This window comes from Pseudomonas phenolilytica (assembly GCF_021432765.1).
Classification (GTDB): domain Bacteria; phylum Pseudomonadota; class Gammaproteobacteria; order Pseudomonadales; family Pseudomonadaceae; genus Stutzerimonas; species Stutzerimonas phenolilytica.
In genome coordinates, this window is record NZ_CP058908.1 from 3,389,711 (window position 1) to 3,402,039 (window position 12,329).

The window sequence follows — 12,329 nt, forward strand, 5'->3', positions numbered from 1 at the left end:
ATGCACCCGGCCGCGCAGCCCTCCGCGCCGCCGGCCGAAACCGGCGTGCGCACCAGCCTGAAAGCACTTATCGACCTGCGCCATCGCGTGCGCGAGGTGCCGCTGTTTTCCACGCCGCACCGGCGCAGCCCGCTGGTCGGCCTGCATCACTCCAAGCTGCGCGGGCGCGGCGTGGACTTCGATCAGGTGCGCGTCTACCAGGCCGGCGACGACGTGCGCACCATCGACTGGCGCGTCACCGCGCGCACTCAGGAGCCCCATACCAAGCTGTTTCACGAGGAGCGCGAGCGGCCCATCTACTTGCTGGTCGAGCAGAGCCGCCGGCTGTTCTTCGGCAGCGCGCGGGTGTTCAAGTCGGTGCTTGCCGCCGAGGCCGCCAGCCTGATCGGCTGGGCCGCGCTGCTGCACAACGACCGGGTTGGCGGGCTGGTGTTCGGTAATGCCGAGCATCACGAGATCAAACCGCGACGCAACAAGCAGAGCCTGCTGCAACTGCTCGACCGCCTGGCTCGCGCCAACGGCCGGCTCGACAGCGATACGCCCATCGAAACGGATGCCTTCGGTCTGGCCCTGCGCCGCGCGCGGGAGGTGCTGCGTCCGGGCAGTCTGGCGGTGATTCTGTGCGACGAACGCACCCTGACCGACACCGCTGAGCAGCAGCTCAGCCTGCTGGCGCGCCACGTCGATCTGTTGCTGTTGCCGATCTTCGACCCGCTCGACCACGCCCTCCCCGCCGCCGGTTTGCTGCGCTTCGCCGAGCGCGGCGCGCGGCTGGAACTGGACACCCACGACGCCACGCTGCGCCAGACCTACCGCCAGCTGGGCGAGGCCCGCAGCGCTCGCTGGCAGCGCTTGGCCGACCGCCTGCGCGTACCGCTGATGCCGCTCGACACGCAGCGCGACCCGGTCGAACAGCTGCGCGAGCACCTCAGCGTGCAGCATGCCGGAGCCCACGCATGAACCCGCTCGATCAGCTCGCACCGCCGATCCTGCCGCCCGCGGTTTCCTGGTGGCCTCCGGCGCCGGGATGGTGGCTGCTGGCGCTGCTGCTGGTCGGTGCCGTTGCCGGCCTGTGGCACCAGCGCTACCGCCTGCTGCAGCGGGTGCGCCCGCGCCGCGCACCGGTCGAAGCGCCGCTGGACCCGCAGCGCCAGGCCGCACTGCTCGAACTGGCCAAGCTCATCAAGCCCTACGGCGGGCAGCCTGCCAGCCACTGGCTGCAACAGCTCAACGCCCTGCTCAAGCGGCTGTGCCGCACGCGCTACCCGGACAACCACCCGCATACGCTCAGCGGCCGCGCCTGGCTGGCGTTTCTCGACAGCCGCTGCCCGGCCGCCGGCCTGACCCGCTGGATGGTGTTGGTCGAAGGTTCCTACCGCGCCGAATGCCGGCTCGACGACAAGGCCATCGACGGATTGGAGCAGGCCGTCGAAATCTGGATTCGCAAGCATGTTTGAGCTGGCCTGGCCGTGGATGTTGCTGCTGTTGCCGCTGCCCTGGCTGCTGCGCTGGCTGCTGCCCGCCGCCGACAGCGGCGAGGCGGCACTCAAGGTGAGCTTTCTCGCCGAGCTGGAAAACCTGGCCGGCCGCCGCGCGCGCGTTGCGCTGCCGGCATGGCGTCAGCAGCTGCCCTACCTGACCATCTGGCTGCTGCTGCTGTTCGCCGCCGCCCGCCCGCAATGGCTCGGAGAGCCGTTGCCGCTGCCCACCAGCGGGCGCGACCTGCTGCTGGCAGTGGACGTTTCCGGCTCGATGGATTACCCCGACATGCAATGGCAGGACGAGCAGATCAGCCGTCTGGAGCTGGTCAAGCTGCTGCTCGGCGATTTCATTGAGGACCGCCACGGCGATCGCGTCGGGCTGATCCTGTTCGGCAGCAAGGCCTACCTGCAATCGCCGCTGACCTTCGACCGGCGCACCGTGCGCACCTGGCTGGACGACGCGGTGGTCGGCATCGCCGGCAGCAACACCGCCATCGGCGACGCCATCGGCCTGGCCGTCAAGCGCCTGCGCGAGCGCCCCACGCACAGCCGGGTGCTGGTGCTGATCACCGATGGCGCCAACAACGGCGGCGAGGTCGCACCATTGATAGCTGCACAGCTGGCTGCCGACGAGCAGGTGAAGATCCACACCATCGGCATCGGAGCCGACGCCGAGGAAGGCGGGGTGCTCAGTCGCTTCGGTTTCAATCCCGGACTGGAGCTGGACGAGGCGACCCTGCAGGCGATCGCCGAGCGCACCGGGGGTCGCTATTTCCGTGCGCGTTCGAGCGCCGAGCTGCAAGCCATCGGCGATACCCTCGATCGCCTCGAACCGGCCGCGCAGCAGCCGGCCCGCGCCCGCATCGCCCAGCCGCTGTATGCCTGGCCGCTCAGCGCAGCGCTGCTGATCAGCCTGCTGCTGGTCGCCGCCGATCTCTGGCAGGCGCCGCTGCAACGCCTCGCCGCAGCGCTGGAGCGACGTCGATGAGCGCGTTCTGGCCGCATCTGCTGCGGCCCTTCTGGCTGCTGATCGTACCGCTGCTGATCTGGCTGCTGTGGCGGCTCTGGCACCGCCAGCGGCAGATCGGCCGCTGGCAGCGCCTGCTTCCCGAGACGTTCCACGCCGCGCTGCTGACCCGCGGCCGCCTGCGCAACAGCCGCCTGCCGTGGGTCGCCCTGGGGCTGGCCTGGCTGCTGGCCTGCCTCGCCCTGCTCGGGCCGAGCTGGCAGCGCCTGGAGCAGCCCAGCCTGAAACGCGCCGATCCCTTGGTGGTGCTGCTCGAAACGACGCCCGCCATGCTCGCCGCCGACAGCCCGCCGTCGCGCCTGGAACAGGCCAAGCGCAAGTTGCTCGACCTGATCGAGAGCCGTCCGGATGCGCAGACCGCCGTGGTCGTCTATGCCGGCAGCGCGCATACGCTGGTGCCGCTGTCCGACGACCTCGCCACCACCGCCAACCTGCTCAACGTGCTGAGCCCCGCACTGATGCCAGAGCCCGGGCGGCGCGCCGATCTTGCCGTGGCGCAAGGCCTGGCGCTGCTCGAACAGGGGGCCCAGGGCCGCGGCCGGCTGCTGCTGATGACCAGTGCGATCGACGATGCAGCACAGCAGCACATCGCCGAACTGCTGGGCGGGCGCGGGGAACGCCTGGCGATCCTCGGCATCGGCAGCGAACAGGGCGCGCCGATCGCCGGCGAGGACGGCAGCTTCCTCAAGGACGAAAACGGCGCCATTCTCATCCCGCGCCTGGACAACGCCGGCCTGCGCCGTTTCGCCGCCGAACTGGGCGGCCGCTACCAGCAGGCACGCCTGGACGACGCCGACCTGCGCAACCTCGGCCTGCTGGAGGCCAGCGGCGGCGTGCTCAAGCAGGACGAAACCACCCGCCTGGACGCCTGGCTCGACCAGGGCTACTGGTTGCTGCTGCCGCTGCTGCTGCTCGCCGCCTGTGCCGGACGCCGCGGCTGGCTGTTCTGCCTGCCGCTCCTGCTGCTGCAACCGCAGCCGGCCCGCGCGCTGGAGTTCGCCGACCTCTGGCTGCGCCCGGATCAGCAGGGCCAGCGCCTGCTGCAGGCGCAGCGACCGGGCGAGGCCGCCAAACGCTTCGACGACCCGCGCTGGCAGGGCATCGCGCTCTACCGTGCCGGCGACTACGCGGCAGCCGCCGAACGCTTCGCCACCGGCGACAGCGCCAGCGACCACTACAACCGCGGCAACGCGCTGGCACGCAGCGAGCAACTGGAGGCCGCCCTCGAAGCCTACGAGCAGGCGCTGGAGCGGCAACCAGACCTGGCGCCGGCGCAGCGCAACAAGGCGCTGATCGAGGAACTGTTGCGCCAGCGCCAGCAGGAGCCCGCGCCCGAGCAGCCGCAAACCGGCGAGCAACCCGGTACCGAGGCCACATCAGCGCCGCCGCCCAGCGCGCAGACCAGTCCCACCACGCCGGACACCACGCAACCGGCAACGCCGCCGCCCAACGCCGAACCGGGCGCCAGCGAAGCGCCCGCCAACGCGTCGCAGGCCAGCGAACCGCCGCCAGCCGAGGCGGATACCGAAGATGCCGCAACGCCGCTCGAAGACCTGCCGGCCCGTGAGCGCCAGCAGGCGATGGAGCAGTGGATTCGGCAGATTCCGGATGATCCGGGCGAGCTGCTGCGCCGCAAATTCCTTTACGAACAACGCAAGCGCCAGGAACTGAATCGATGATCCGCCTGATGGCCTTTGTACTGCTCGCTCTCCTGGCTGTCCCGAGCCATGCCGCGGACCTGCACGCCAGTGTCGATCGCACCCAGCTGAGCCTCGATGAAACCCTCGAACTGACCCTCGAGGTACGCAACGCCACGGTCTTCGGCAAACCTGACCTGCAGCCCCTGGACGAGCTGTTCGAGGTCTTCGACACCCGCCAGCTCAACAGCCTGTCCAACGTCCAGGGCGAAACCCGTTCCACCACCCGCTGGCTCACCACGCTGCGCCCCCGGCGCAGCGGCCAGCTGGTCATTCCGCCGCTGCAGCTGGGCGAACTGCGCAGCCAGCCGATCACGCTGTTGGTAAAGGATTCGGGCAACACGGATGACGGCGACCAGTTGGCACCGATCTTCATCGACGCCAGTCTCGACCGCGACAGCGTCTACGTGCAGGCGCAGGTGATCCTTACCCTGCGCATCTTCCACTCCGTGTCGCTGTACGACGACAGCAACCTGTCGCCACTGCAGATGCCGAACGCACGAGTGGAGCGCCTCGGCGAGCCGCGCACCTACGAGAAGACCATCAATGGCCTGCGCCACGGGGTGATCGAGATTCGCTATGCGTTGTTCCCGCAGCACAGCGGCGATCTGCTGATTCCCGGCCAGCTGTTCAGCGCCACTACTGTCGCCAGCGGCAGCTCCCTGCTCGGCCCGCGTCCGGGCAAGGCCACCCAGGTCAAATCGCCGAGCATCCCGCTGCACGTCAAGCCCAGGCCCGCCAGCTATCCGGCTGACGCCCCGTGGTTGCCGGCCACCCGTGTGACCCTGGTGGAAGCCTGGAGCCCGGAGCCGGATCAGGCCATGCACGGCGAAGCCCTGACCCGCAGCCTGCTGCTCAAGGCCGAAGGTCTGTCCGGTGCGCAGCTGCCGTCCGTCGGTACCGCGCGTATCGCCGGCCTGCGCCGCTATCCGGACCAGCCCAACCTAGCCGACGAAGTGGACAGCAACGGCCTGATCGGCAGCCGCGAGGAACGCGAGGCGCTGGTGCCGACCGGCAGCGGCGAGCTGCAGCTGCCGGCCATCGAAGTGGTCTGGTGGAATACCCTCGAGGACCGCCTCGAACGCACCGTGCTTGCCGCGCGCACCCTGCAGGTGGCGCCCAACGCCAACCTCGACCAGCCACCGCTGGAACCGCTGCCGGCCGGCTCGCCCACCCGACCGCGCACGCTGCTGTGGCCGTGGCAGCTGAGTACCGCGCTGTTCGCGCTCACCACCGCACTCGGCTTCGCGTTGTGGTGGCGTGCGCGGCGCCAACCGGCCGTGCGCACCCTGCAGCCCGGCCCCACCCCCCGCAGCCTGCTGGATGATCTGCGCCGGGCCTGCCAGGCCAACGACACCCAGGCCACCCGCCAGGCGCTGGACGCCTGGGCGCGCCAGCAACCGGAAACCCTCGCCGACATGGCGGCGCGCTTCGTGCCGCTGTCCGATGCGCTCGACGGACTCAACGGCGCCCTGTACAGCGAAACCGGCCAACGCTGGCAAGGCGACGCGCTCTGGCAGGCGATCCAGACCCTGCCGCCGGCGCAGACACCCGCCGCCGAGCAGGAACCCGGCGTGCTGCCACCCTTGTACCCGCGCTGACCCCACCGCCGTGTGCCCGACCGCAGCGGTCCTGGCATATCGCTTGCTACGGAGCTGATCGAAGCCGGTGCGAACTGCGTGCCGGCCCGCACCAACAAGGTCGCCCGCATGCCCGCAACGCCCCGCTCACCAAGCCATGACGTCCTCGCCTGGGTTGCCGGAAGCGATGCTCCGGAGAAAAGCAGCATCAACCTCGGCTTCATGGCACTGACCGATGCCGCCTCGCTGATCGTCGCCGCCACTCAGGGATTCGCCCAGCCGTTCGGGCTGACGCTCAACCTGCGCCGCCAGCATTCCTGGGCCGGCCTGCGCGACAAACTGCTAGACGGCGAGCTGGATGCCGCCCACGCGCTCTATGGGCTGATCTACGCCGTGCATCTGGGCATCGGCGGCAGCGCGCCGGTGGACATGGCCGTGCTCATGGGGCTGGCGCAAAACGGCCAGAGCATCAGCCTGTCGATGCCGCTCAAGGAAGCCGGCGTGACCGATGCCGAAGCGCTGCACCGCTGCGTGCGCCAAAGCGGTGCACGCCTGACCTTCGCCCAGACCTTTCCCACCGGCACCCACGCGTTGTGGCTGTATTACTGGCTCGCCGCCCACGGCATCCATCCGTTGCGCGACGTGCGCACCCTGGTGGTTCCGCCGGCACAGATGGTGGGCTACCTGCGTCACGGTCGCATCGACGGTTTCTGTGCGGGCGAACCCTGGGGCGCACAGGCCGTGGCGGAACAGACCGGTTTCACCCTCGCAACCAGCCAGTCGATCTGGCCGGATCATCCGGAAAAGGTCCTCGGCTGCACCCGTGCGTTCGTCGAGCAATACCCCAATACCGCCCGTGCGCTGATCATGGCGGTGCTCGCCGCCAGCCGTTTCATCGAGCGCAACGACGAGAACCGCCGCAGCACCGCGCAGCTGATCGCCGCCCGCGACTACGTCGACGTACCGCTGACGGCCATCGCGCCGCGCTTTCTCGGGCATTACTGCGACGGCCTCGGCAACGCCTGGCAGGACGCCCATCCGCTGCGCTTCTTCGCCGACGGCGCGGTGAACATGCCGTTCCACTCCGACGGCATCTGGTTCATGACCCAGCTGCGCCGCTGGGGCCTGATGCGTCATGACCCGGATTACCACGCCGTGGCCCGCGCCGTGCAGCAGACCGCACTCTATCGGGACGCCGCCGGAGCGTTGGGTGTTGCGGTGCCTGTTGCGTCGAATCGCAACAGCCTTCTCCTGGGCGACAGCCATTGGGACGGCAGCGATCCGGCCGCCTATGCCCGCAGCTTCGCCCTGCATGCGCTGGCCGACGATGCCCCGGGAGGTAGCCGCTGATGCAGAGCGACGTACTGCGCATCCTGCTGGTCGACGATACGCCGAAGAAGGTCGGGCGCCTGCGCAGCGCGCTGGTCGCCGCCGGCTTCGAGGTCATCGACGCCTGCAGCTCGATCATCGACCTGCCCGAACGCGTCGAGGCCGTGCGCCCGGACGTGGTGCTGATCGATACCGACTCCCCCGGCCGCGATGTGATGGAACAGGTGGTACTGGTCAGCCGCGACCGCCCGCGGCCGATCGTGCTGTTCACCGACGACGACGACCCAACTACCATGCGCCAGGCGATCGGTGCCGGGGTGAGCGCCTATATCGTCGAAGGCATCCACGCGCGGCGGCTCAAGCCGATTCTCGACGTGGCGATGGCACGCTTCGAGAGCGATCAGGCGCTACGCGCCCAGCTGCTCGCCCGCGACCAGCAGCTTGCCGAGCGCAAGCGCATCGAGCTGGCCAAGGGCATGCTGATGAAGATGCGCGAATGCAACGAGGACGAGGCCTACACGCTGATGCGGCGCCAGGCCATGAGCCGCCAGCAGAAGCTGATCCAGGTGGCCGAACAGATCATCGCCATGAACGAGCTGCTCGGCCACTGAGCGGCAGGCGACGGACTCACGCCCCGGCGGCGGCCATCTGCCCGGCGAACAGCCGCTCGACATCCGTGCGCAGGCAGAGCTGGGTTCCGGGTCGCATCACCGTCGCCGCCCCAGCCGCTGCGCCGAAGCGAACTGCCGCGCTCAGCTCGTAGCCTTGCGCCAAGGCATGCACGATGGCACCCAGCATGCTGTCGCCGGCACCTACGGCGCTGACCACCGGCACCGCCGGTGAAGGCAGGCGTTCGAGCCGGTCACCACAGGCGAACAGCGCGCCCTGCGCTCCTAGCGACAGCACGATGATCTCCGCCGCGCCACGCTGGATCAGTTCGCGCAGCGCCGCCACCTGCGCCGCCTCGCTTTCCATCGAACGCCCCATGAGACCGGCGAGTTCGTTCAGGCTGGGCTTGATCAGGTAGGCGCCGCCGCGCCGCGCCGCGTAGGCCAGCGGCTCGCCGGACAGATCGATCACCAGCCGCGCGCCGATCTGCCGCGCCAGCGCCAGCAGTTCATCGAAGAACGCCGGCTCGATGCCGGGCGTGAAGCTGCCGCTGACCACCAGATAGCCCGGCGCCGGATGCAGCCCGCGCAGCGCGGCCAGGCAACCCAGGCGCTCCTGCTCGCCGAGCACCGGGCCGGGCAGCACGAAACGGTACTGCAGACCGGTTTCCTGCTCGTCGACGGTGAAACTCTCGCGGGTGTCGCCGGCAATCGCCACCGGCAGATGCGCCAGGCCAACGTCGTCCAGCGCGCGGCGCAACAGATCGCCGAACGGGCCGCCGGCCGGATACACCGCCAGCGAGTCGCCACCGAGAATGTGCACCACCCGCGCCACGTTAATGCCGCCGCCACCGGGGTCGTGACGCGGATGCGCGCAGCGCAGCTTCTCCGTGGGCAGCACCCGTGCCGTGCTGACAGCCAGGTCCATCGCGGGGTTGAGGGTCAGCGTGGCGATACGCGTCATCGTTCACTCCTTGCGATTGCAGTCGCCTGACGATAAGCCTACCAGCCGGCTGGCGCCGTGCGTCAGCGCCCCGATTTGCACCCGCCATGCGCCATAAGCGCGCGTCGGCTATGCATCCCGGTCACCAGCAGTGCCCGCGCGCTGCGCCACGGCGCGCTCCAGGGGCTGGCACGCTTTCTGCTGGATGCTCTGCAACGGTAACCAACGGCGGCTACCGATTCCCGACAAAGGCGTCGCATCACCCTGCTCCGGCAGGTGTGCTGCGGCGCCTTTGTCGTTTCCGCCCCGCTGCCGGGGCCACGAAGCAACCGCCTCATGCGCGACGCAACGCCGCCGCGCCATCCGAACTGGAGCCGAACGATGAACACGAGTTTCTGGAAAGCCGGCCACGCGCCGACCCTGTTTGCCGCCTTTCTCTACTTCGACCTGAGCTTCATGGTCTGGTACGTGCTAGGCCCGCTCGGCGTGCAGATCGCCGCAGACCTGGGCCTGACCACCCAGCAACGCGCCTTCATGGTCGCCACGCCGATCCTTTCCGGCGCGGTGCTGCGCCTGCTGCTCGGCATGCTGGCCGACCGCACCTCGCCCAAAAGCGCCGGGTTGCTGGGCCAGGTCGTGGTGATCGGCGCGCTGCTGGTGGCCTGGCTGCATGGCATCCGCAGTTATGAACAGGCGCTGCTGCTCGGCCTGTTCCTCGGCATGGCCGGCGCGTCGTTCGCCGTGGCGCTACCGCTGGCCTCGCAGTGGTATCCGGCCGAGCATCAGGGCAAGGCGATGGGCATCGCCGGCGCGGGCAACTCGGGCACCGTGCTGGCGGCGCTGTTCGCGCCGGTGCTGGCTTCGATGTTCGGCTGGAATAACGTGTTCGGCCTGGCGCTGATCCCGCTGGTACTGACGCTCGGCATCTTCGCCAGCGTGGCGAAGAACGCGCCTAACCGACCCAAGCCGAAATCTGTCGCTGATTACCTGAAAGCGCTGGGTGACCGCGACAGCTGGTGGTTCATGTTCTTCTACAGCGTGACCTTTGGCGGCTTCCTCGGCCTGGCCAGCACCCTGCCCGGCTACTTCTACGACCAGTACGCCTTCGACCCGGTCAAGGCCGGCTACTACACCGCCGCCTGCGTGTTCGCCGGCAGCCTGCTGCGCCCACTCGGTGGCGCGCTGGCCGACCGCATCGGTGGTATCCGCGCGCTGCTGGTGATGTACACGGTGGCATCGATCTGCATTGCCGCGGTGGGTTTCAACCTGCCGAGCGCCTCGGCTGCGCTGGCGCTGTTCGTGGTTGCCATGCTCAGCCTGGGGGCCGGCAACGGTGCGGTGTTCCAGCTGGTGCCGCAGCGTTTTCACAAGGAGATCGGCGTGATGACCGGGCTGGTCGGCATGGCTGGCGGTATCGGTGGCTTCCTGCTAACCGCCGGGCTCGGCGCGATCAAGCAGTCCACCGGCGATTACCAGCTCGGCCTGTGGCTGTTCGCCAGCCTCGGCGTGGTGGCCTGGTTCGGCCTGCAGGGCGTCAAGCGCCGCTGGCGCACCACCTGGGGCTCGGCGGCCGTAACCGCCGCGCGGATCTAGCGCAGTCGGAGGGGTTGCCGTGTCTTTGCAGCTGTCTTTCGGCGAAGCCAGCGCCACCGGCCCGCGTGAGGAGAACCAGGACGCCATCCGCGTGGCTACGCCGGTGCCCTGGCTGGCTGCCAGCAAGGGCTGCCTGTTCGCACTGGCCGACGGCGTCAGCCAGTGCGCCGACGGCGGGCTGGCCGCGCGGGCGACACTGCAGGCGCTGGCACTGGACTACTACGCCACCCCGGAAACCTGGGCCGTGGCCCAGGCGCTGGACCGCGTGCTGGTCGCGCACAACCGCTGGCTGCAGGCCAGTGGCGGCGGCCAGCCGTTGCTGACGACCCTGACCGCGCTGGTCCTGCGCGGCCGGCGTTTTACCCTCGCGCATATCGGCGACTGCCGCGCCTATCGCTGGCAGGGCGGACAGCTGCAGCGGCTGACCGAGGACCATGTGTGGGAGCAGGCCGGCATGCAGCACGTGCTGAAGCGCGCGCTGGGGCTGGATCAGCATCTGCGGATGGACTATCTGGACGGCGAATTGCAGGTCGGCGATTGCTTCATGCTGCTCAGCGATGGCGTCTGGGCGAGCGTCGACGAGCGCACCATCGCGCGGCTGCTGGGCGAACAGCCGGACCTCGGCGAGGCGGCTCGCACGCTGGTTCAACTTGCTCATCGCAACGGCGGTCAGGACAACGCCAGTGCCCTGCTGCTGCGCATCGACGCCCTGCCCGATGCGGTGCTGGCCGACGCGCTGGCGCAGTTGCCGCACTGGCCGTTGCCGCCATCGCTACGCGCCGGCCAGCTGTTCGAAGGCTGGCGGGTGGAAAGCCTGCTGCACGCGTCGCGCCAGTCCCTGCTGTATCGCGTGCGCGACGCACACGCGCAGGCCTGGCTGCTGAAAACCCTGCCGGCCAGTCGCCGGGACGACCCCGAGGCAGCGACGGCCCTGCTGCAGGAGGAATGGTTCATGCGTCGCGCCGCCGCACGCAGCGTCGCCCAGTTGCACCCGCTGCCACGGCGCCAGCAGCTGTACTACGTGCAGCGTGAATACACGGGTCAAACGCTGGCCGAGCGCGTGCGGCAAGCCGGTCCGCTGAACCTGGACGAGTGGCTGCCGCTGGCCACGCAGCTGATCCGCGCGGTGGGCCTGCTGCACCGACGCAACATCCTGCACCGCGACATCAAACCAGAGAACCTGCACATCGATAACGACGGCGAGCTGCGCATCCTCGACTTCGGCCTGGCGTTCTGTCCGGGGCTGTCACGCCAGGCGCCCGGCAGCCTGCCCGGCACACCGAGCTTCCTCGCCCCGGAGGCGTTCGCCGGTGCCGCGCCGAGCGTGGGTCAGGATCTCTATGCCGTGGGCGTCACCCTCTACTACCTGCTCAGCGGGCAGTATCCGTACGGTGAAATCGAACCCTTTCAGCACCGCCGCTTCGGCGTGCCGACTCCGCTCGGCCGCTATCGCCCGGACCTGCCGGCATGGCTGGATATGCTGCTGGCGCAGGCGGTTGCCGTTGATCCGCAACAGCGCTACGAAACCGCCGAGCAATGGCTGCTGCGCCTCGAACAGGGGGAATGTCCGGCTGCGCCGGAGCGTCCGCGCCCCTGGCTGGAGCGCGAACCACTGAAAGTCTGGCGTGGCCTGGCGCTGCTCTCGCTGCTGGCGAATCTGCTGTTGTGGCTAGCGCTGCTCAGCGACGGGTGATCAAGCCCTGCCGTGCCACGCGGGTCAGTTCGCGGATGCATTCGTCGAGGTTTTCCGGCGAAGGCGACTGGATAACCGCGAGGTCGAAACTGTCGTCGGCGAAGCGCGCGAGGGATTCACCGGCACCGGCGAACTGCACCAGCAGCGCGCGCGAGCGGCTGTTGCGCCGTGGCCAGCCATCGAGGTAGCGCAGCAGGGACGGCTGGTGAGCGCCGCCGAGAAGAACCTTGGGATTGGAACGGATCAGGCCGCTGGTGATCGGGGCCAGGCGTAGCTGTGCGTGCGTTGCGTTCATGCTTTGGAGATTCCGCCTCACGAGTTCCGCTGGGCAGCGGTGGGAGGCTTCACCGGAACCAGCGCTTTAGCGGTATTTCGAAA

At 69.2% G+C, this 12,329-nt stretch carries 11 protein-coding genes; 9 read left to right on the forward strand and 2 right to left on the reverse strand.

Going from position 1 to position 12,329, the window contains the following annotated elements:
* The 7 genes from HU825_RS16110 (at position 1) to HU825_RS16140 (ending at position 7,725) form a co-directional block, all read left to right on the forward strand.
* Positions 1 to 960 carry a DUF58 domain-containing protein gene (locus HU825_RS16110; RefSeq protein ID WP_054093164.1) on the forward strand — a complete coding sequence of 320 codons (960 nt, stop codon included), beginning with the start codon at positions 1 to 3 and terminating at the stop codon, positions 958 to 960.
* Positions 957 to 1,457 (forward strand): DUF4381 domain-containing protein, encoded by a 501-nt coding sequence (locus HU825_RS16115; RefSeq protein WP_054093165.1) that lies wholly within the window; start codon positions 957 to 959, stop codon positions 1,455 to 1,457. The genes HU825_RS16110 and HU825_RS16115 overlap by 4 nt, the downstream gene beginning before the upstream one ends.
* Entirely contained in the window at positions 1,450 to 2,469 is a 1,020-nt protein-coding gene (locus HU825_RS16120; RefSeq protein ID WP_234302462.1) for a vWA domain-containing protein, read from the forward strand. Before HU825_RS16115 ends, HU825_RS16120 begins: the two co-directional genes overlap by 8 nt.
* Positions 2,466 to 4,187, forward strand: a complete 1,722-nt coding sequence (locus tag HU825_RS16125) for a VWA domain-containing protein (protein WP_234302463.1) — start codon at positions 2,466 to 2,468, stop codon at positions 4,185 to 4,187. Before HU825_RS16120 ends, HU825_RS16125 begins: the two co-directional genes overlap by 4 nt.
* Entirely contained in the window at positions 4,184 to 5,806 is a 1,623-nt protein-coding gene (locus HU825_RS16130; RefSeq protein ID WP_234302464.1) for a BatD family protein, read from the forward strand. Before HU825_RS16125 ends, HU825_RS16130 begins: the two co-directional genes overlap by 4 nt.
* A 108-nt stretch (positions 5,807 to 5,914) precedes the next feature.
* On the forward strand, positions 5,915 to 7,135 hold the full coding sequence (locus HU825_RS16135; RefSeq protein ID WP_234302465.1) for a CmpA/NrtA family ABC transporter substrate-binding protein: 1,221 nt from the start codon (positions 5,915 to 5,917) through the stop codon (positions 7,133 to 7,135).
* Positions 7,135 to 7,725 carry an ANTAR domain-containing response regulator gene (locus HU825_RS16140; RefSeq protein ID WP_054093169.1) on the forward strand — a complete coding sequence of 197 codons (591 nt, stop codon included), beginning with the start codon at positions 7,135 to 7,137 and terminating at the stop codon, positions 7,723 to 7,725. Before HU825_RS16135 ends, HU825_RS16140 begins: the two co-directional genes overlap by 1 nt.
* A gap of 16 nt (positions 7,726 to 7,741) precedes the next feature.
* On the opposite strand, the gene HU825_RS16145 is transcribed toward HU825_RS16140, so the two are convergent.
* On the reverse strand, positions 7,742 to 8,686 hold the full coding sequence (locus tag HU825_RS16145) for a 1-phosphofructokinase family hexose kinase (protein WP_234302466.1): 945 nt from the start codon (positions 8,684 to 8,686) through the stop codon (positions 7,742 to 7,744).
* Positions 8,687 to 9,046: 360 nt separating this feature from the next.
* Between HU825_RS16145 and HU825_RS16150 the strand changes: the two genes are divergently transcribed.
* Positions 9,047 to 10,258, forward strand: a complete 1,212-nt coding sequence (locus HU825_RS16150; RefSeq protein WP_054093171.1) for an MFS transporter — start codon at positions 9,047 to 9,049, stop codon at positions 10,256 to 10,258.
* A 19-nt stretch (positions 10,259 to 10,277) separates the two neighbouring features.
* The gene (locus tag HU825_RS16155; protein ID WP_077683061.1) at positions 10,278 to 11,951 is read left to right on the forward strand and encodes a bifunctional protein-serine/threonine kinase/phosphatase; all 1,674 of its coding nucleotides are present in this window, start codon (positions 10,278 to 10,280) and stop codon (positions 11,949 to 11,951) included.
* On the opposite strand, the gene HU825_RS16160 is transcribed toward HU825_RS16155, so the two are convergent.
* Complete coding sequence (locus tag HU825_RS16160) at positions 11,938 to 12,246, reverse strand: class I SAM-dependent methyltransferase (protein WP_043297061.1); 309 nt, start codon at positions 12,244 to 12,246, stop codon at positions 11,938 to 11,940. The genes HU825_RS16155 and HU825_RS16160 overlap by 14 nt on opposite strands.
* Positions 12,247 to 12,329 lie beyond the last annotated feature (83 nt).